At 47.4% G+C, this 19655-nt stretch carries 18 protein-coding genes; 15 read left to right on the plus strand and 3 right to left on the minus strand.

Going from position 1 to position 19655, the window contains the following annotated elements:
* Nucleotides 1-411 precede the first annotated feature (411 nt).
* Both AOG36_RS02190 and AOG36_RS02195 read right to left on the minus strand, forming a co-directional pair.
* Nucleotides 412-1020 (minus strand): outer membrane protein, encoded by a 609-nt coding sequence (locus AOG36_RS02190; protein ID WP_053825417.1) that lies wholly within the window; start codon nucleotides 1018-1020, stop codon nucleotides 412-414.
* Nucleotides 1021-1063: 43 nt separating this feature from the next.
* Nucleotides 1064-1465, minus strand: coding sequence for a hypothetical protein (locus AOG36_RS02195; protein ID WP_015106173.1), 402 nt, complete (start codon nucleotides 1463-1465; stop codon nucleotides 1064-1066).
* Nucleotides 1466-1525: 60 nt separating this feature from the next.
* Between AOG36_RS02195 and recG the strand changes: the two genes are divergently transcribed.
* The 8 genes from recG to AOG36_RS02235 all read left to right on the plus strand — a co-directional run bounded on the left by recG (nucleotide 1526) and on the right by AOG36_RS02235 (nucleotide 8243).
* Nucleotides 1526-3406: an ATP-dependent DNA helicase RecG gene (gene recG, locus AOG36_RS02200; RefSeq protein ID WP_015106174.1), complete on the plus strand. Its 1881-nt coding sequence runs from the start codon at nucleotides 1526-1528 to the stop codon at nucleotides 3404-3406.
* Between the two features lie 105 nt (nucleotides 3407-3511).
* Nucleotides 3512-5029, plus strand: a complete 1518-nt coding sequence (gene ccoN / locus AOG36_RS02205) for a cytochrome-c oxidase, cbb3-type subunit I (protein WP_202903433.1) — start codon at nucleotides 3512-3514, stop codon at nucleotides 5027-5029.
* A gap of 9 nt (nucleotides 5030-5038) precedes the next feature.
* On the plus strand, nucleotides 5039-5746 hold the full coding sequence (ccoO, locus tag AOG36_RS02210; RefSeq protein ID WP_015106176.1) for a cytochrome-c oxidase, cbb3-type subunit II: 708 nt from the start codon (nucleotides 5039-5041) through the stop codon (nucleotides 5744-5746).
* Nucleotides 5747-5950: a cytochrome c oxidase, cbb3-type, CcoQ subunit gene (locus AOG36_RS02215; RefSeq protein ID WP_015106177.1), complete on the plus strand. Its 204-nt coding sequence runs from the start codon at nucleotides 5747-5749 to the stop codon at nucleotides 5948-5950.
* Nucleotides 5951-5952: 2 nt separating this feature from the next.
* A complete protein-coding gene (ccoP, locus tag AOG36_RS02220; protein ID WP_015106179.1) occupies nucleotides 5953-6819 on the plus strand; it encodes a cytochrome-c oxidase, cbb3-type subunit III in 867 nt (288 codons plus the stop codon).
* The gene (locus tag AOG36_RS02225) at nucleotides 6816-7016 is read left to right on the plus strand and encodes a DUF4006 family protein (protein WP_015106180.1); all 201 of its coding nucleotides are present in this window, start codon (nucleotides 6816-6818) and stop codon (nucleotides 7014-7016) included. Before ccoP ends, AOG36_RS02225 begins: the two co-directional genes overlap by 4 nt.
* A 101-nt stretch (nucleotides 7017-7117) precedes the next feature.
* Nucleotides 7118-7708, plus strand: coding sequence for a hypothetical protein (locus AOG36_RS02230; RefSeq protein WP_015106181.1), 591 nt, complete (start codon nucleotides 7118-7120; stop codon nucleotides 7706-7708).
* Nucleotides 7698-8243: a hypothetical protein gene (locus AOG36_RS02235; RefSeq protein WP_015106182.1), complete on the plus strand. Its 546-nt coding sequence runs from the start codon at nucleotides 7698-7700 to the stop codon at nucleotides 8241-8243. Before AOG36_RS02230 ends, AOG36_RS02235 begins: the two co-directional genes overlap by 11 nt.
* Nucleotides 8244-9082: 839 nt before the next feature.
* Here the strand turns inward: AOG36_RS02235 and AOG36_RS02240 are convergent.
* On the minus strand, nucleotides 9083-9892 hold the full coding sequence (locus AOG36_RS02240) for an outer membrane protein (RefSeq protein WP_015106185.1): 810 nt from the start codon (nucleotides 9890-9892) through the stop codon (nucleotides 9083-9085).
* Between the two features lie 231 nt (nucleotides 9893-10123).
* Between AOG36_RS02240 and AOG36_RS02245 the strand changes: the two genes are divergently transcribed.
* The 7 genes from AOG36_RS02245 (at nucleotide 10124) to AOG36_RS02275 (ending at nucleotide 19173) form a co-directional block, all read left to right on the plus strand.
* Nucleotides 10124-11842, plus strand: a complete 1719-nt coding sequence (locus tag AOG36_RS02245; RefSeq protein WP_370696087.1) for a BspA family leucine-rich repeat surface protein — start codon at nucleotides 10124-10126, stop codon at nucleotides 11840-11842.
* Between the two features lie 118 nt (nucleotides 11843-11960).
* Nucleotides 11961-12509: a DUF1104 domain-containing protein gene (locus AOG36_RS02250; protein ID WP_053825419.1), complete on the plus strand. Its 549-nt coding sequence runs from the start codon at nucleotides 11961-11963 to the stop codon at nucleotides 12507-12509.
* A gap of 55 nt (nucleotides 12510-12564) precedes the next feature.
* The gene (locus AOG36_RS02255; protein WP_084815782.1) at nucleotides 12565-13056 is read left to right on the plus strand and encodes a DUF1104 domain-containing protein; all 492 of its coding nucleotides are present in this window, start codon (nucleotides 12565-12567) and stop codon (nucleotides 13054-13056) included.
* 120 nt (nucleotides 13057-13176) lie between these two features.
* The gene (locus AOG36_RS02260) at nucleotides 13177-14637 is read left to right on the plus strand and encodes a catalase (RefSeq protein WP_084815796.1); all 1461 of its coding nucleotides are present in this window, start codon (nucleotides 13177-13179) and stop codon (nucleotides 14635-14637) included.
* Nucleotides 14638-14712: 75 nt separating this feature from the next.
* Nucleotides 14713-14916, plus strand: coding sequence for a hypothetical protein (locus AOG36_RS02265; RefSeq protein WP_015106194.1), 204 nt, complete (start codon nucleotides 14713-14715; stop codon nucleotides 14914-14916).
* Nucleotides 14917-14994: 78 nt separating this feature from the next.
* Nucleotides 14995-16794 carry a translational GTPase TypA gene (gene typA, locus AOG36_RS02270; protein WP_015106195.1) on the plus strand — a complete coding sequence of 600 codons (1800 nt, stop codon included), beginning with the start codon at nucleotides 14995-14997 and terminating at the stop codon, nucleotides 16792-16794.
* 18 nt (nucleotides 16795-16812) lie between these two features.
* On the plus strand, nucleotides 16813-19173 hold the full coding sequence (locus AOG36_RS02275; RefSeq protein ID WP_015106196.1) for a ribonucleoside-diphosphate reductase subunit alpha: 2361 nt from the start codon (nucleotides 16813-16815) through the stop codon (nucleotides 19171-19173).
* The last annotated feature ends 482 nt before the right edge of the window (nucleotides 19174-19655 follow it).

The raw sequence follows: 19655 nt of genomic DNA on the forward strand, positions 1-19655 counted from the left end.
TTTTTTTGGGGGGGGTCAAGCTATTACTTTACTTGGCTTTCCAAACAGACCCAAACAAGCAACCCCCATTACTCTTCCAAAACTCTAAGGTCTTGAGTGCAAAGTCTCTAAAAGCTACTTTTTAGCCGTGTTAAGGTGCAGATTATCCATTGTAATCTTAACTTCTGTCTCTTTACACCTTTTCTTTACGCTGTATGTTCCATACGACCAACACAAAAGCCCTTTTTACTGCAGTGGCGTTAAACAGCTAAAGTCAAATTGATTTTTTTACTTCTAGAACTCTCTTGGGGGTTTGGGGGCTTACCCCCAAGAGCAAAGACAGATGCCAAATGCCACATTAATAAAAAATGATTTAGGTTGCAAGAGCACCAAATACCTATCTGTGGGGGATTAGGATGCTTTAGGCATTCCCTAAAAATACCAAGTGTGTGACACAAATATGCTGTAATTACGGACAAATCGCGAGCCTAGCTCGGTGTCAAAGGGGAACTTGATCCCAAATTCAAAAGACACATCGTGGTAGAGAATCACGGTCTGGAAACGGATGCCCACCTGCCCTAAGAGTCTAAAATAAGTCCCTTTAAACGAAAAACTCGTGAAAGAGTTGTAGTTTTCCACAAAGAAGTTTTGTGAGAACTTAGAGGTGGTCCAAGTGTTGCCCGCCACCATCATCCCATAAAAGAGCCCCCACACATTGAGTGGGTTTTTATTGTATTCGATCACAATGTCCGCCCCCACCCCATAAGTGAACATGTTTGTTTCAATCTTACCCCTAGGGTCTAAGATCACATACCCATAGTCCAAAAAGCCGTAGTAACGGGTGTAAAGCCAACGGTCTAGAGGGTTGTATTCATAGCCATAGACGATGCTTGCCCCCTCGATGGTACGGACATTTTTCACGGGGGTGCCATTTTGGTAGGTGAAAAACTGCATTTGCCCCACTTGGTATTGACTAAGCAGAAATGTCCGGCTCTTGGCAGCCTGCAGTGGCGGTAACAAAGCACCAACAGCACCCACCATCAAGGCAAGTTTGCGTGTCAGTGTTAAAATGGGTGTCCTTAGGTTAATAATTGTGGTTTAAGGGCGAGGCGAGGTTGTCCTCGTGGTTGGTCCAATTTTGGAGAATATTGCTGTTTTGCGGGGTGTAGATGGGGCTTGTACCCTGCGTGGCTTCTTGGATAGCGTTTTCTTCATCTACAATGCGGTCGATCTTATTGGTCGTTTTGGCATCATCGATTTGGTGGTCTAAGCCCGATTCGATGTTGTTTGCTTTGCTGGATTTCACCAAAGTCATTTTATTAAGGGCTTTGGAGTCAGCGTTTTTGGTCTGATTGACGATCTTGGCATCTGCGGGCTTGGCGCGTTGGCTAGATGTTTTGCTCGTGTCTTTACAGGCTTGCAAGCTGAATGCCCCAGTCGCGGCTAAAACTGAAAATCCTAAAAAGCGTAAGAGTTTGGAGTTCATCCACTTCCTTTTTGGGCTATAATAACCATGCTTTATTAAATCTAAGTTAAAGATAATGCCATGTTGTCAACAAAAATGGGAGGGATTTATCCGAATTTGGATTTGGGCGTGGGTTTGCCTTTAGCCCATTTCTTAGAGATCATTTTAAACCCCCCTAAAGCCTATACCCCCTACAACTTGCTAGACACCCTAGAGCCGGGGAGCATTGGTTGTGTGGAGGTGGAGTATATGGGCACACACATGAGCAAAACCCTAAAAATCCAAACTATGGTCAAGGCAAGCCAACAGCCTCTAGACTTGGTCTTCTTCAACCACACCCCCTACCACCTTAAAATCTTCACTCAAAAAAGCTACTTTGTCTATGGCAAATTGAGCACCAACCCCTACACCAATGCCCTGCAAATGCTCAACCCCAAAACCATCAACAAGCCAAATACCATCGCTCTGCGCTTTGACAAGGATTGCAAGAAGCTGCCCGCCTTTTTAAAACAAGACCAGTACAAAACCTACCTGGATTTTTGTCTAGCCACCCTCATCCCTCAAAACTTAGAAAAGCTCACCAACTTAGGTGTGCCTTTGCAGGTAGTGCAACACTTAGATGAAATTTTCCACCCCACAATGGACTTTGCCCTAGCCTACAATGCACACAAGGGGTTTGCCACCCCCCATCTGCAAGCCCTAAAATATATAGAAGCCTTGACATATATGTGCGCCCTGAACTCCAAGATTTTTGACTTCCCAGCAAAATTTAGCCAACACGCCAACACAAAAGCCTTAGCCGAGTTTGTGAGTAACCTGCCCTTTACGCTCACTAACGATCAGCAAAAGGCGATCAATGCCATCCAACAGGACATGCAAGGCTTTAAGGCTACAAAACGGCTAGTGATGGGCGATGTGGGTTGTGGCAAAACAATGGTGATCTTAGCCAGCGTGGCTCTGTGTGCCCCCTATAAGAGCCTACTTATGGCCCCCACAAGCATTTTAGCCAAGCAAATTTACACCGAAGCCCTAAAATACTTGCCTAAAAGCATCAAGCCCTTATTGCTCTTAGGCGGGATGGCGCATAAACAAAAAGAGGCCTTTGAGGAGGCGGATTTCGTTGTTGGCACCACCGCCTTGCTCTACGCCCCCTTAGACACTTCCAAGGTGGCGTTGGTGATCAGCGATGAACAGCACCGCTTTGGCACCAAACAGCGCCACACCCTGCAAACTCTAGCTACCAAGGCGGGCAACAAGCCCCACTATCTGCAATTCTCTGCCACGCCTATCCCAAGAACTTTGGCCATGATGAGCTCTAAGTTTGTCGCCACAAGCTTATTAAAAGACAAGCCCCACCAAAAGGACATCCAAACCCGCATCGTGGATAAACCCCAATTCAACGCCCTCTTAACCCACATCAAAGCCGAGATCAGAGCGGATAAACAAGTGGCGGTCATTTATCCCCTAGTAGAAGAGAGCGAGAGAATGGATTATCTCTCTTTAAAAGAGGGCGCGCCCTATTGGCAAAAACGCTTTGAAAAGGTCTTTGTGGTGAGCGGCAAGGACAAGGACAAGGAGAACATTATGGAGGGCTTTGTCAAAGAGGGGCAGCTCTTGCTCGCCACAACTTTAATCGAAGTGGGCATCAGCTTACCTAAACTCTCCACCATCGTGGTGGTGGGGCCCGAGCGCTTGGGACTAGCGACCTTGCACCAATTAAGGGGACGGGTGGCAAGGCTTGGGGGCAAAGGCTATTGCTATCTTTTCACCCACCAGCCCACTAACCGCCGTTTACACGACTTTAGCCAAACCTTAGATGGCTTTGAGATCGCCAATTTGGATTTAAAATACCGCAACTCGGGCGACTTGCTGCAGGGTACACAGCAGAGTGGCGATGCTTTTCATTTCTTGGATTTGAGCCAGGATGTGTCCATTGTGGAGAAAGTACGCGCCCTTTTTTAACCTTTTTTAATTTAATAAACGCCAAAAAGGATATTAAATTAAACGCGATTCGCCTAATCTGTGCTATAATTTCAGTTTGTGTGATATTTTTACGAAGGAGAACGCATGGATGTAAGCGTGCAACATGGCTATGCAAGCAGTGCTTCAGTGGCAGCTACAGCTAAAACTTCCACTGAGTACGATTATTCAATCGCCCGACTTTTCATCATTGCCATGATCGCCTTTGGGGTCATTGGCATGTTGATCGGGGTGGTTTTAGCGTTTCAGCTAGCCTTTCCCAAGCTCAACTATATTTTGGGTGAATATGGCATTTTTGGGCGTTTGCGCCCCGTACACACCAATGGTGTGATTTACGGCTTCACCTTGGGTGGGATTTGGGCAAGCTGGTATTATTTTGGACAAAGGGTCTTAAAAATTACCTATCACGACTATCCATTTTTAAAAGCGGTGGGTTACCTGCACTTTTGGATTTGGATCATCACTTTGATCTTGGCAGTGGTGAGCTTGCTAGGTGGGATCACCCAAAGCAAGGAATACGCTGAACTTGCTTGGCCTTTAGATATTTTGGTCGTGGTGGTGTGGGTGCTGTGGGGCATTAGCATGTTTGGCAGCATGGGCGTTAGACGCGAAAACACGATCTATGTTTCGCTTTGGTATTACATTGCAACCTATGTAGGCATCGCCGTGCTCTACATCTTCAATAACCTGTCTATCCCCACTTACCTAGTCGCCCACACCGGCAGCCTTTGGCACTCCATTTCCATGTATGCGGGTAGCAACGATGCCCTCGTGCAATGGTGGTGGGGGCACAATGCGGTGGCGTTTGTATTTACTAGCGGGGTGATCGGCACTATTTACTACTTTTTGCCTAAAGAGAGCGGACAGCCCATTTTCTCTTACAAGCTCACTTTATTTTCCTTTTGGAGCTTGATGTTTGTCTACATTTGGGCGGGTGGACACCACTTGATTTACTCCACAGTGCCCGATTGGGTGCAAACCTTGTCTTCTGTCTTCTCTGTGATTCTCATCATCCCTTCTTGGGGGACGGCGATCAACATGCTCTTGACTTTAAGGGGGCAATGGCACCAACTCAAAGAATCACCCCTCATTAAATTCTTGGTTTTAGCAAGCACCTTTTACATGCTCTCCACTTTAGAAGGCTCTATTCAGGCCATCCGCTCCGTCAATGCCCTCGCGCATTTTACCGATTGGATCATCGGGCATGTGCATGACGGCGTGCTTGGATGGGTGGGCTTTACACTCATTGCAGCGGTTTATCACATGGTGCCCCGTGTGTTTAAACGAGAAATTTATTCCGGCAAACTCATGGATGTGCAGTTTTGGCTCATGACTTTAGGCATCGTGCTTTACTTCTCCTCCATGTGGATTGCGGGGATCACACAAGGGATGATGTGGCGCGATGTGGATCAATACGGCAACTTGGTCTATCAATTTGTCGACACCGTACGGGTGTTGATCCCCTACTATGTGATCCGCGGTTTTGGTGGTAGCTTATATCTCATTGGGTTCTTCATCTTCCTTTACAATGTGGTGATGACGATCCAAAAGGGGCGCGTTTTGGAAAAAGAACCTGCCTACGCCACGCCCATGGGCATGCAATAAGGAGCGCAGATGTTTACTTTTTTAGAAAAAAACCCATTCTTTTTCACGCTCGCCTTTGTAGTTGCCTTTGCGGTGGCAGGTGTGGTGGAGATTTTGCCTAACTTCTTTAAATCCGCCCGCCCCATTGAAGGGCTCAAACCCTACAGTATTTTAGAAACCGCCGGGCGGCAGGTGTATATCAATGAGGGGTGCTACAACTGCCACTCCCAACTCATCCGCCCCTTTCAAGCTGAAGTGCAACGCTATGGGGCTTATAGCCTAAGTGGAGAATACGCCTACGATCGCCCTTTCTTGTGGGGGTCTCGGCGCATTGGTCCTGATTTGCACCGCGTGGGCGATGTGCGCACCACTGCGTGGCATGAAAAACACATGCTAGATCCCACCAGCGTGGTGCCCGGCAGCATCATGCCCGCTTACAAACACCTCTTTAAAAAAGATGCGGACTTTAACACCGCCTTTGCCGAAGCCTACACCCAAAAAGAGGTCTTTAATGTGCCCTACGACAAACCCGGCGGCGTGCAGCTAGGCGACAAAGAAAAGGCAAAAAAGCTTTTCTTAGAGGAGGCTAAGGGTATTGTAGAGCATATGCAAGACCCAGATATTAAAGCCGCTTTAAAAGAGGGGAGGGTCAAAGAGATCGTGGCGTTGATCGCCTATTTAAACAGCTTGGGGCAAGGGCGCATTGAAGTCCCCAAAGTTAATGCAAAGGGGCAGTAAATGGACATCGACACTTTAAGAGGCTTTGCCTACGCCTTTTTCACGGTCTTATTCACGCTCTTTTTGTACTTTTACATCGCATCCATGTACATCAAAGATAAAAAGGGCATCACCGATTACGAGCGCTACAGCCAACTCGCCCTGCAAGATGAGCTAAGCGACACGCCCATTGAACCCCGGCACGCATCCCATAAGAAAGGCTAAAGATGGATATTTTAAAGGACCACATTAATCTGTTTGCTCTATGCGCCGCCCTTGTGATTTTGATCGCCACGCTCAGCGTGAGCTCCTCTTTGTTTAAGGCCATGCGCGAGAGCAAGGCGGAGGGCAAACTTTATGGTGGGGAGAACCACAACTACGATGGCATCGGGGAGTTTTTAAACGACATTCCTATGGGTTGGGTGGTGAGCTTTTTAGCCATCATCGTGTGGGGGCTGTGGTACATCTTCATGGGTTATCCTATGTCCAGTTACTCACAACTTGGCGAGTACAATAAAGAGGTCGCCACCTACAATAAAAACTTTGAGGCTAAATGGCAGAATCTCAAAGAAAAAGACCTAGAGCAAATGGGGCAGGGTATTTTCTTGGTGCAATGCTCGCAATGCCACGGTTTAGAGGCCACGGGACTAAACAACACCGCAAGAAACCTCGTCAAATGGGGCAAAGAGGCGGGGATTGAGGAAGTGATCAATCAGGGCTCAGTGGGGCTAGGTTATCAAGCGGGCGAGATGCCTCCTATGGGCTTAGGTGCTGAGGATGCCAAAGCGGTGGCTAGCTATGTCATGGCAGACATCTCAGCCGTGCACCACACCGAATACCCCCAATTAGTCCAAAAAGGGCAGGCCATTTTCCAAAGCACTTGTGCGAGTTGCCACGGAGCTGATGGCAAGGGACAGGGAGGCATGGCAGCGGATTTAACCCACTATGGCACCCCCGCCTTTTTACAAGAAGTGCTAGAAAAGGGCAAAAAGGGGCACATCGGTGAAATGCCTAGCTTTGCTTACCGCCACTTTAGCCCCACACAAGTGAAAGCGTTGGCAACTTATATCCAATCCTTGCAAGGAGATGAATGATGAACGGGTTATTTGGCTTAAACGGGATTTTAGGCAATCTCATCGTGGTGGTGGTGCTGTTGGTGGCAGTTGTGTTCTTTGGTTTAAAAGCCGTGCATATCCAACAAGAAGAGTCCACACATTACTACAAGCTAGACACCAAAAGCTTACAGATGTTTGGCAACAAACATGAATTTTATCAAGTACACAAGGAGTAGTGCATGTTTACAGGGATGGAGAAACTGCTTGGGTTGTTCTTAATCATTTTATTCGTCATCACGGTTGTGCTGTTCTTTGCCCGCCCTTTTCTCTTTGCTGTGTGAAACTCTTAGCTTGCCTGCTCTTTGCCGGCTTTTTACACGCTCAAAGTTTCGTGCTCGACAACGAAGTAGGGCATTTGGTCGCCAAGAGTGCGGGGCTCGTGCAAAAGGTGTCTAGCGAATTGTTTGACAAAACGGGAGTTTCTTTTGTATTGTTTTTAAAAGACAGCCCCGACACCCTAGATAAGGCTGGGCGTTTAGCCTACCAGCAAGTTAAGTTAAAAGCCCTGCACCCCCCCTTTGTCACCCTTTTTGCCCACTTTAGGGCACAAAAAATCGACATTGTGTCTAATCCCAAGGATTTAATCCCCACAGACCAGATTTTTTTTGAGCGCATCGCTCCCTTTTTACCCAAAGAGTGGGGCAAGGACATGGCTAAAAACAACGCCCGTTTTTCCTTTGCCCTGCTGAATGGCTACACCTACATGGCAGATGCCATCGCCCGCAAGCACCACATCACCCTAGAAAACAACATCAAAGAAGAGTACGCCAACAGCGTGACAAAGACCACGCTCTACATTCTCTTATGCTCGCTCTTGGCGTTTTTCTTTTATGGTTACTTCTTTGGAGCAAGAAAACATGGAAACTGAAGAAAAAAATTATTGGCCCCTAGGGATTTTGTCTATTTTGCTCATCGGTTTAAGCCTAGTTGTGGCCCTAGTGATTGTGGCGATCAAATACACCCCCCAAAGCGATAATTCCTACTTGCACCAGCACACCTACACTGATAGCCACATCAATGGTATGCTCTCCACTTACAACGCCTTTAGGCAGACCTATAGCCTTGAGCTAGTGAATGGCAACCAAAAAGTCGAACCGCTCTTTCCTTTTTACATCAACCAAAACACCCCCCTGCTTTGGCTCTCCAATTGGCACAACACTCTAAGCCTACAAGTGCAACACAAAGACCACAAAGCTCTAGCCCCCACTTTTAGCGTGGCGGTACTAAGGACAAAACAAAAAACCCTAGACCTTGGTAACATCGCTTGCACCACGCAAAAGAAGGAAAGCACCTGTTTATTGCCCCCCTTTAATCTCCCCCTAAAGGGGCACTACCAAATCATGATAAAGGTGAATCTTCAAGGCGGAGAACTCCCCCTAATCCAACCTGCCTATGTGCGTTAGGGGTTTATGGTTTGGGGTAGCCCCAGCAGTACAAACGCCCTAAGCGCGCAAGATCCTAGCTTGGCTTTATAAATCCATAAATCTATATTTTGCTCATTTTCTTAAAACCCACTTCTAAAGAGGTGTTTCTATTTCTTACTTTTTAAAGCGTGTAAATAGCTACCCCCCCAGCATAGTGGGTTCCAAAGCTGGGCGCAGTCTCTAAAGAAACACTAGGGCTGGGCTAGGGGGAATTGAGCCCGTAAAAGACTGCGAGGTTAGGATCACCAAGTTAAAGCAACATTAAGAGATAAGAGAATGGCAATACAAGGCCAGTCTAAAGCCCAAGATTGTGCTCTATAAAGCAAGCAGAGCTAAAGGGGCTAGATTAAAAGAATGTGCTAAAAAAGAGCAAAAGGCAGGATAATCCCACCAGCAACCCCACATAAGTTTTTAGCAGATAGTGCTTGGTCCGGTGGTGCTGCCGCAAACTCCCAATATTGTGTAGAGCAACTCTTGTTTTGAGTGAGAAGAGGTGTATAGTGCCCGCCTGCCAAACCAACACCCATTTCCCCATTAGACCGATACAAAAAGCCATGGACTTACTTGCTTGCTTTAACCAAGAAAAGCAGTGCTTTTAAGGCGTGGATATAGCAGAAATACAGCAGAAATTTGGGCTTATGGGATCAGAGCTTACTGGGTTTTATAGGTCTTAGGGGGTGCCCACCTCACACCGGTGTTTACTTGGCAACACCATCTTAGAAAAACTTATTATAAGTCTGCGGGCTTATGGGATCGTCACCACCCCTAGATTTTAAGCAATCCCGAACCACAGGGCGTATTTAGCGTTGACATGCACTCTAAAAGGTGAAGGCGTAGTTGACATACCAAGAGTAGAGCCGGCGCAGATAAACGGTCCCATCGTTCTTGGTTTGCAAAAATGGGTTGTTGCGCAACATGGGAAACTTAATGCCCGCTTCGATACTGCTGTGTTTGAGGATGCGCAAGCGCCCGCCCACATTGAAGAGGAATTGAAAACCCGTGGCTTTTTTGCTAACATCCATGTATTTCATGGCAACATCGGTGATGTTGGGCGTGGCAAGAATCCACGAGTTGCCCGCAAGTTGTATCCCCCCAATCACGCCTAGGGCGATCATTTTGCTACTAAGGACATTGACGATCAAATCCACCCCTCCGCCATAGGTCAGCATATTGGGTTGCACGGGTTTGTTGCTCCCCACGACTTGTTGCAAAATGCCCATGACATTAACAGAGCATTGGGGCATGCCTACACCCCCGGGCACACCTGCAGGCGGGCGCACCCCACCGGGAAGAGGCGGTATAGCCCCTCCGGGCAACCCTCCCCCGGGCATTTGGCAGTTAATGGGGTTACCTGAAGCATTCTTATTGGCGAACTCAATGCCCTGTGTGTGGGCGTAATCGAAAAAACCATAAACCTTAAAACCAAAGTATTTATTAGCAAACATTTGGTAACCGATTTGCAAGCCAAAGCCCTTTAAATTAGCCGTTGTGGCATTTTTGCCATTTTTATTTGTGCTGTATTGCGCCTTGCCTTGTTGGTAACCGCCCTCAAGAAAAATACCATTTTCTTCGGCATTTAAAGACCCCATCAGAGCGGGTAGAAGCATCCAAGAGTATTTAGAGCGCATGTGGACTCCTTTATATTGGTTGCCTTATATCGGTTATCGGCATTTAAACTATAGCACAAGGCGTACAGGGTGCTCTTAATCCCCCAAAAAAATAGTAGTTTATATTTTTTTAACATTTTCCATGTTACTATCAAGGAGCTTTTTTGTCTCTGCAAGGCTTTTATTATCTGTCTATCTGTAGGGGTGCCTGTATTGAATCCTTTTTCTATCTTAGTTTTTTTTTTTTTTTTAGTGGGGTCTTTGGAAGCGCAAATTTTTACGCCTAGAGACAAGGCCGCCTTGCAAATCCTCTTGCGCAACCCCCATATCCTCCTTACCCAAATTAACACTCGCTACATCAAGGACATGAGCTACTTATTTTGTTTACAAGACCCCTTAGTTAAAAAGGGCGTGTGTACACCCTATCGGGAGGATTTTAGTGGGATTGGCAAGTGGGATGTGAGCCATGTGGAGAACATGGAGGGGATGTTCATGAACCAAATGCACTTCAATGAACCCTTGCAACACTGGAACACCGCACGGGTAAAAAACTTCAGTTATATGTTCGCCAACGCCACCCGTTTTAACCAACCTTTAAACAGCTGGAACACCTCTAGCGGGGTGGATTTTAGTTATATGTTCGCCAACGCCACCCGTTTTAACCAACCTTTAAACAGCTGGAACACCTCTAGCGGGGTGGATTTTAGTTATATGTTTTACCATGCTAAAATCTTTAACCAGCCCTTATCGCATTGGAATCGTACACGCCACAATTTCCCAAAAAACCTCAGCTATATGTTCGCCAACGCCACCGCCTTTAACCAAGACATCAGCCAGTGGCACTTAGAGCAAGCCAATGTACAGGGGATTTTCTTAGGCACGCCCCTCGAGGGCACAAAAATCCAAAACACACAAGCCTCCAAAACCCCTCAAAGCACCATGCAAGATGATAAACAAGTCGATACACAAAGCCAAGCACCACGCACGCCGCCCAATGTCTTGAAATATCTACACTATCCGCAAACCAAGGCCGAGCTCATTACCCTCATCAACGACCCCAGGATTTCTCTAGCCAGCATTGATACCAGCCTCATTGAAGATATGAGTTATTTGTTCTGTGACAAAGGCAACACTTACACCCGCTTAAAACAACTTCCCATTAAAAATGGCACACTGTGGGCAGAACAGGATAAAGAGTACAACCAAATCCTAAGACTTTTTGACAACTGCCAAATGGGCAGCAACCGCACCGACCTATCTGGCATTGAAACTTGGAATGTGAGCCATGTCAAAAACATGGAAGCGATGTTCATGGGGCGAGTTGTGGATGTGCCCTTAAGCGGTTGGGACACCAGCCAAGCGACCAACATGAAGGGCATGTTTGCCTTTGCGTCCTTTAACCAACCCTTGGATGACTGGGAGATGCAAAGGGTGCAAGACACGAGCTTTATGTTTTATGCATGCCGCGAGTTTAATCAAAACCTAAACCACTGGGATGTGGAACATGTCCGCGACATGAGCTATATGTTCAGTCTCACCTACGACTTCAATGGTGACATCACCCATTGGAAACTTGCCAGTGCTACGAATTTACAAGGCATGTTTAAATACGCCACTGCCTTCAACCGCCCCATTGAAAATTGGGATGTGAGCCATGTGCAAAACATGTCCTACCTCTTTTACGGGGCTTTCAACTTCAACCAACCTTTAAACGAGTGGAACACCAGCCATGTGCTCAACATGCGCAAGATGTTTTTCTATGCCAAGAGTTTTAACCACCCCCTCAACCATTGGGACACACGCCGTGTGCGCAACATGTACCAGATGTTTGCCTACGCCAAGAACTTCAACCAAGATTTGAGTAGTTGGCATTTACAAAATGCCGACACGCGGTGCATGTTTTTCCATGCTGCTAAAATGCGCTCCCCCTCGCCCAAAGCTTTCTTTAAGGATATTGCGAGCTGTGGTTAATTAAAGCTACACTCTCACACTAAAACAGCTCTCAATACACGCCATTAAGCTAGAATTTAACTAAGAATTGATAGACTCTAAATCGTTTTTGATTTCACAAATTCCATAAAGGTAGTCTATGCGTCAATTCGCAAAAATTTTCGTAATGGGTTTATTGGCTTTAGGTGTTGCACACGCAGCAGAGGATTTTTCTAAACTAAGCAATAAAGAGTTTATCCAAAAAGCGGGCACCATGCACGATGCCGAAGATGTGATCCAATACCGCTTAGAGGTGGCTAAACGGATGAGCAAAATCAAGTCTCCCAAAGCCAAAGCAGAGTTCAAACACCAGGTGAAGAAAACCGCTAAAGCCAACTTCGCCAAAATGAGCACGGCTGACTTCAACAAATTGCGCGAAGAGGTCGCCGAAGAGCTCAACAAAATGAAACAAGAACACAAACCCCAAGAACTCAAAAAAATGGGCTTGGCTGGTGTTGAAGTTTGTAAGGGTGAAGAACATAAAATTTGGTGCCACCCCAAACACGCTAAAAAAGGTGAGCACCACAAAGGTGAGCACCATGCCCATAAAAAAGAATACAAGGGCGAACATGAAGAGCATGAAGAACACGGTGCTAAAGCCGAACACGCACACCCCGCTGGCGCGAAACCTGCAGCCTCTCACGAATAATTTTGAAGAGGGGGTTGGTCCGTTAAGGGCTTAAATCTCCAAATAAAGGATTTTCATGACATTGGCAAAATTAAAACTAGGGGTTAGTGCCTTGGTGTTGTCTGGGCTTTGTAGTGGCTTGTTTGCTGCCCAAGGGCCCTTTGAGAGCAAGAGCGACAAAGAGCTCATCGACATGGCGGGTAAAGTCGCACCAGAACAAGTGCCTGATTACCGCATGGAACTTTACAAGCGTACCAAGCACATGAATCCCGTCCAACGCAAAAAGTTTTACGACAAGGTCTTTGCCTCAGCGGATAAAAACACTGCCAATATGACCATGGAGGACTTTGGTAAACGCATGGAAGCGATCCGCGTCGCCATGAAGGCTAGGATTGCTAAGATGACCAGGGCACAGTTTAAAGAAAGTGGCTTGTTTTGGGGTGGTCCTGGTATGGGTCCACACGGGCATGGCATGGGTACTATGGGTCCCTTTGGCCCCTTTGCTTGCCACTGCGGCGAACACCACAATCCCCATAACTCCCCCAAACCTCCAAAACCCAGCCATTAGTTACGGGCTGTAACGCTTTTTGGGGCTTCTTAGCCCCATCCCCATCCTTTTAGGGTGCGTTTCCTCTTTTTGTGCTATGCTCTCTGCTAGGTCTTGTTGACCCAATCGTGCAAAGAAAGGATTTTTATGAAAGATGTTACCTTAACCAATGCCGCGGGTACGCCCATTGGGTCTAACCAGGATGTTTTAACCGCTGGGCCTAGGGGTCCTGTGTTATTGCAAAATACTTGGTTTTTAGAAAAATTAGCGCATTTTGATCGAGAGCGCATCCCCGAGCGGGTTGTGCATGCCAAGGGCAGCGGGGCTTATGGGACTTTAACCATCACCAGCACCGAAATCACCAAGTACAGTAAAGCTAAACTCTTTAACCAAGTGGGCAAACAAACCCCTTGTTTCTTGCGCTTCTCCACCGTGGCGGGCGAAAAGGGCTCAGCCGATGCCGAGCGTGACCCTAGGGGCTTTGCGCTCAAACTCTACACTGAAGAGGGCAACTGGGACATTGTGGGCAACAACACTCCCGTGTTCTTCATCCGTGACCCTTTAAAATTCCCTGACTTCATCCACACCCAAAAACGCCACCCCAAAACCAATCTAAAAGATGCTACGATGGTATGGGACTTTTGGAGCTTGGTACCTGAAAGCTTGCACCAAGTTACAATTTTGATGAGCGATCGTGGCATCCCCAAAAGCTACCGCCACATGAACGGCTATGGTAGCCATACTTTTAGCTTGATCAATGAGAAAAACGAACGTTTTTGGGCAAAATTCCACTTTAAAACTCTGCAAGGGATCAAAAACCTCACCAGCGAAGAGGCGGCTAAAATCCGCATGCACGACATGGACTCGCACCAACGGGATTTATTTGAAGCCATTGAAAATAAAGACTTCCCCAAATGGCGTTTTTGCATGCAAATCATGCCAGAGAGCGATGCCAAGAACTATCAATTCCACCCCTTTGATGTAACCAAGGTGTGGAGCCATAAAGACTATCCCTTGATCGAAGTAGGTATTTTGGAGCTGAATAAAAACCCTGAAAACTACTTTGCCGAAGTGGAGCAATCCGCTTTCAACCCCGCCCATGTGATCCCGGGCGTGGGTTATAGCCCCGATCGGATGCTACAAGGGCGGCTCTTTGCTTATGGGGATACGCAGCGCTACCGCCTAGGGATCAACCACAGCCAATTACCCGTGAATGCCCCCAAATGCCCCTTTGCCACCTCTTCACGCGACGGCTTCATGACAAACGGGCACTACGGCGCGATGCGCAATTATGATCCAAGCTCACTGCCCGGCTACAAAGAAGCCCCGCACGCCAAAGAGCCCAAGCTTGAGCTAGCCAAACTTGCCGATGAAATGGCCGTCTATGCCTACAACTTCAGAGATTATGACAACGATTACTACACTCAGCCTGGCGATCTCTTTAGATTGATGCCTAAAGATGAACAAGAGCGTACTTGCCAAAATGTTGCCGATGCTATGAAAGGTGTGCCTAATGACATCGTTAGCCGTCAATTGGAGCACTTCAAAAAGGCAGATGCACACTACGGACAACGCATTCAAAAATTGTTGCAAAAGCACTAGCCTTTTTAGGGGAGGGGTAGCCAGCCATACGCCTAATCTTGCTATCTTTCGTGAAATCATTTTGGGAGAGAGGCCATGAAACTTTTTGGAGAGTATAAAACCCGCTTATTTTTCATTTATTGGGTGCGTTGGATGGTTTCAGCGGTGGTGATGTTGCCCTTCATGCTCTTATTTGAGTGGATGCACACCCCCCTTTGGCTCAACCTTTTTTTGGGTCAGACCATCGGGGCATTTATCTTTTTTAAAATCGATAAATTCATTTTCCGCAACAAAGACTAAGATTTTCGTGGGGTTTGCCCTAAGTAAAGTTAGGCTATACTAGCCCACTCAAAAATCTATCACAATCAAGAGGCTTAGATGCAACAGATTAGGAATATCGCTGTCATCGCGCATGTCGACCATGGCAAAACGACTTTGGTGGATGGTTTGTTGACCCAATCGGGGACTTTTGGTGAGCACGACAAGGTCGATGAGCGCATGATGGACAGCAACGACTTAGAAAGGGAGAGGGGGATCACCATCCTTTCTAAAAACACGGCGATCCACTACAAGGACACAAAAATCAACATTATAGACACCCCCGGGCATGCTGACTTTGGGGGCGAAGTGGAGCGGGTGTTGAAAATGGTCGATGGCGTGTTGCTCTTAGTGGATGCCCAAGAAGGCGTGATGCCCCAAACCAAATTTGTAGTCAAAAAGGCACTCAGCTTTGGCATTTGCCCGATTGTGGTGGTGAATAAAATCGACAAGCCCGCTGCTGAACCCGATCGGGTGGTGGATGAAGTCTTTGACTTGTTCGTGGCGATGGGAGCCAGCGATGCGCAGCTAGACTTCCCCGTAGTCTATGCGGCCGCGCGCGATGGCTACGCCATTAAAGATTTGGGCGATGAAAAGAAAAATTTAGAATCGCTGTTTGAAACGATCGTATCGCATGTGAATGCACCCAGTGGGGAGGCAAATAACCCCCTACAAATGCAAATCTTCACCCTAGATTACGACAATTATATCGGCAAGATCGGCATTGTGCGGGTGTTTAACGGGCAGATCAAAAAAGGCGACATGGTCGCTTTATACAAGAGCGATGGGAGCAAGGAAGTGGGGCGCATCACAAAGCTCATTGGTTTTTTAGGGCTAGCAAGAATGGAGATCGAGCAGGCGCAGGCGGGCGACATTGTCGCTATAGCTGGCTTTAATGCGATGGATGTGGGCGATAGCGTGGTCGATCCCAGCAACCCCCAACCGCTCGATCCCATGCATCTTGAAGAGCCCACCATGAGCGTGGTCTTTGCGATCAACGACTCCCCGCTGGCCGGCACGGAGGGCAAGCATGTTACAGCCAACAAGCTCAAAGATCGCCTTCTAAAAGAAATGCAAACCAACATCGCCATGAAGTGCGAGGAAATGGGTGAGGGCAAATTTAAAGTGAGCGGGCGAGGCGAATTGCAGATCACCATTTTAGCCGAGAACTTACGCCGTGAGGGCTTTGAGTTTAGCATCTCCCGCCCTGAAGTGATCGTAAAAGTGCAAGATGGTGTGAAATTAGAGCCCTTTGAGCATTTGGTGATCGACACCCCCCAAGACTTCAGTGGGGCGATCATTGAAAGACTCGGGCGACGCAAGGCGGAAATGAAGGCGATGAACCCCATGAACGATGGCTACAGCCGTTTAGAGTTTGAAATCCCCGCTAGGGGGCTGATTGGCTATCGCAGTGAGTTTCTGACCGACACAAAGGGCGAGGGCGTGATGAACCATTCTTTCTTGGAGTTTCGCCCCTTTAGCGGAGGCGTGGAGTCGCGCAAAAACGGGGCACTGGTGAGCATGGAAAATGGGCAGGCCAGCGCGTTTTCTCTCTTTAATATCCAAGAGCGGGGCGTGCTCTTTATCAATCCGCAAACAAAAGTCTATGTCGGCATGGTGATTGGCGAGCACAGCCGAGACAATGATTTAGAGGTCAATCCCATTAAATCCAAGCACTTAACCAACATGCGCGCCAGTGGGAGCGATGACGCGATCAAGCTTACCCCCCCAAGGCTGATGGCACTAGAGAGGGCGTTAGAGTGGATCGAAGAGGATGAGCTCTTAGAAATCACCCCGCTCAATCTACGGATACGCAAAAAAGTTTTAGACCCCACGGCGCGTCGCCGTGTCAAAAAATGACCGATTAAAGGCAATTTTATGGAAATGACAGCAATCAAGCGCAACGAGCGCACAGACTCGATAAACATGGACAAGATACACCACAGCATTCAAGAAGCCACCAAGGGCATAGAGGGGATCGATGCTAGCGAGCTAGAGATGCAAGCCGAGCTATACTTTAAAGACAGCCTAGGCACACAAGATATGGCACAGACTTTAGTCCGCATGGCGGTAGATAAAATCGACATTGATGTACCCAACTGGAGCTTTGTAGCCGCAAGGCTCTTTTTAGAGGATTTATACGAAAAGGTGAGCGGGTTTCAGGGCTACTTGCCCCTTAAAAAATATTTGGAGCTGGGCGAGAGCAAGGGGCGCATTGTCCGAGGCTTTAAAGAAAAGTTTGATCTAGACCTTTTAGACAAGGCAATTGAGCAAAAGCGCGACTTGCAGTTCAATTATTTAGGTATTAAAACTCTATACGATCGCTATTTGCTTAAAGACGAATACAACCACCCGATCGAATTGCCCCAGCACATGTTTATGGCGATTGCCATGTTCTTGGCGCAAAATGAAATCCACCCCAATGAAAAAGCCCTTGAGTTTTACGGGGTGTTGAGTCGTTTTGAGATGATGTGCGCCACGCCTACCCTCTCCAATGCCCGCACCCCCAACCACCAACTGAGCTCCTGCTATGTGGGCTCGACCCCGGACAATATTGAGGGGATTTTTGACAGCTATAAAGACATGGCTTTGCTCTCAAAATATGGCGGAGGCATTGGCTGGGATTTTAGTCAGGTGCGCTGTTTGGGCAGTTACATTGACGGGCATAAGAGCGCGAGCGCGGGCGTGATCCCCTTCTTAAAGATCGTTAATGATGTGGCGATCGCGGTCGATCAGCTCGGCACCAGAAAGGGTGCGATCGCCGTGTATTTAGAAATTTGGCACATGGATGTTTTGGAGTTCATAGATTTACGCAAAAACAGCGGGGATGAACGCCGCCGAGCGCACGATCTCTTCCCCGCGCTGTGGATCTGCGATTTATTCATGGAACGGGTGGAAAAAGACGAGGTTTGGACTCTCTTTGACCCCTATGTGTGCAAGGATTTAACCGAGTGCTATGGGGATACATTTAAAGAGAAATACCTATCTTACGAGCAAAACCCCCATATTAGTAAAGAGAAGATCAGCGCACGCGCGCTGTGGAAGCGCATTTTAACCAACTACTTTGAAAGCGGTTTGCCCTTTTTAGGCTTTAAGGACAACGCCAACCACGCCAACCCCAACGGTCACGCGGGGCTGATCCGCTCTTCTAACCTCTGCACCGAGATTTACCAAAACACCAAATCCAGCCACTACAAAATACAGGTGGATTTTAAGAATGGGGAGCGGATGTTCTTTGAGGAAGAGGCGATTGTTTGTACCGATGCGGGCATTCGCAAAAAGGCAAACAAGCTCACCAGCAACGACTCTTTAAGCGGGCAAAAGATTTTCATGGCGACTAAAGTGCCCGAAGAGGGCGCGCTTGCCGTGTGTAACCTTGCTAGCTTAAATTTAAGCAAAATCCACACCCCAGAGGACATTGAGCGGGTCGTGCCCATCGCCGTGCGCATGCTCGACAATGTGATTGATTTGAACTTCTACCCCACCGCCAAAGCCAAAAAAACCAATCTAAAAAGCCGTGCCATTGGTCTTGGCGTGATGGGCGAGGCGCAAATGCTCGCTCAAGCGCAAATTGCATGGGGGAGCAAAGAGCACGCGACTAAAATAGACGCGTTGATGGAGAAAATCAGCTATGAAACGATCAAGGCGAGCAGTGATCTAGCCAAAGAGCGAGGGAGTTACACCTGCTTTGAAGGCTCGGCGTGGAGTAGGGGTATTTTTCCTATGGATAGAGCCAAAAGAGAAGCCCTAGAGTTGAGCTCGCATAAGAGTGTTTGCGCGTGGGATCGCCTAAAAGCGCAGGTACAAGAACAGGGGCTTAGAAATGGCTATTTGATGGCGGTTGCGCCCACCAGCTCGATCTCTATTCTAGTGGGCACGACCCAAACCATTGAACCCATTTACCAAAAGAAATGGTTTGAAGAGAATTTGAGCGGGATGATCCCCGTAGTGGCACCTGAACTTAACCTTGACACTTGGAACTACTACACCTCGGCTTACGACATTGACCCTAAAGACATGATCCGCCTAGCTGCCGTGCGCCAAAAATGGATCGATCAAGGCCAAAGCCTCAATCTCTTTTTGCGTCCCGATAAAGCCAATGGCAAACTCTTGCACGAAATCTACCACCTAGCGTGGAAACTTGGACTCAAATCCACCTACTACCTACGCACCCAAAGCCCCCACCTAGAGGAGAAAAGCGTCTTTGACCGCTCCATCGAATGCCACCATTGCCAGTAACCCAGCGATTCCGGTTTGTGGCCTTTGGGACTGTTGTTAGTTTTTAAGCTCTGCTAGATTGTGTCCTATGCCTTAAACAAGGGCATGGCATTGATAAAACTCCTTTGTTTTATTTATTAACAAGTCAAAGCCAGCTATCCTCGAGTATTCTATCCTATGCATTGAACCCCTATAAAAACCCTTTAACCCCTTCAATTAATTAAGGTTTTAATAGACCTAGATGTTCTTACCAGCTATAAAGGACAACATTGCTGGTTCGGCTTAGATTGTATGTGAACTCTATTTGGCAAGAGAGATTGAATGAACCACAACCCGCTAAAGACGGGTGGAGCTTCTGTTCAAATCGATAAGCGAGCCCGTAAAGATAAGGCCTCTAAGGCGCATGCTCTTTAGAGCATAATAAAAGACAATCATCTTAAAGTATTAGTTAATTTTATGTTTGTATAACGCATAACATGCAAACTATCCAATACAAGAGCAAC

The sequence above is a fragment of the Helicobacter heilmannii genome (assembly GCF_001283065.1).
Classification (GTDB): domain Bacteria; phylum Campylobacterota; class Campylobacteria; order Campylobacterales; family Helicobacteraceae; genus Helicobacter; species Helicobacter heilmannii.

Excerpts from the sequence above, each read along its gene's own strand:
- AOG36_RS02190 (WP_053825417.1), bottom strand. The coding sequence starts at position 1,020 with ATGGTGGGTGCTGTTGGTGCTTTGTTACCGCCACTGCAGGCTGCCAAG.
- AOG36_RS02195 (WP_015106173.1), bottom strand. The coding sequence starts at position 1,465 with ATGAACTCCAAACTCTTACGCTTTTTAGGATTTTCAGTTTTAGCCGCG.
- recG (WP_015106174.1), top strand. The coding sequence starts at position 1,526 with ATGTTGTCAACAAAAATGGGAGGGATTTATCCGAATTTGGATTTGGGC.
- ccoN (WP_202903433.1), top strand. The coding sequence starts at position 3,512 with ATGGATGTAAGCGTGCAACATGGCTATGCAAGCAGTGCTTCAGTGGCA.
- ccoO (WP_015106176.1), top strand. The coding sequence starts at position 5,039 with ATGTTTACTTTTTTAGAAAAAAACCCATTCTTTTTCACGCTCGCCTTT.
- AOG36_RS02215 (WP_015106177.1), top strand. The coding sequence starts at position 5,747 with ATGGACATCGACACTTTAAGAGGCTTTGCCTACGCCTTTTTCACGGTC.
- ccoP (WP_015106179.1), top strand. The coding sequence starts at position 5,953 with ATGGATATTTTAAAGGACCACATTAATCTGTTTGCTCTATGCGCCGCC.
- AOG36_RS02225 (WP_015106180.1), top strand. The coding sequence starts at position 6,816 with ATGATGAACGGGTTATTTGGCTTAAACGGGATTTTAGGCAATCTCATC.
- AOG36_RS02235 (WP_015106182.1), top strand. The coding sequence starts at position 7,698 with ATGGAAACTGAAGAAAAAAATTATTGGCCCCTAGGGATTTTGTCTATT.
- AOG36_RS02240 (WP_015106185.1), bottom strand. The coding sequence starts at position 9,892 with ATGCGCTCTAAATACTCTTGGATGCTTCTACCCGCTCTGATGGGGTCT.
- AOG36_RS02250 (WP_053825419.1), top strand. The coding sequence starts at position 11,961 with ATGCGTCAATTCGCAAAAATTTTCGTAATGGGTTTATTGGCTTTAGGT.
- AOG36_RS02255 (WP_084815782.1), top strand. The coding sequence starts at position 12,565 with ATGACATTGGCAAAATTAAAACTAGGGGTTAGTGCCTTGGTGTTGTCT.
- AOG36_RS02265 (WP_015106194.1), top strand. The coding sequence starts at position 14,713 with ATGAAACTTTTTGGAGAGTATAAAACCCGCTTATTTTTCATTTATTGG.
- typA (WP_015106195.1), top strand. The coding sequence starts at position 14,995 with ATGCAACAGATTAGGAATATCGCTGTCATCGCGCATGTCGACCATGGC.
- AOG36_RS02275 (WP_015106196.1), top strand. The coding sequence starts at position 16,813 with ATGGAAATGACAGCAATCAAGCGCAACGAGCGCACAGACTCGATAAAC.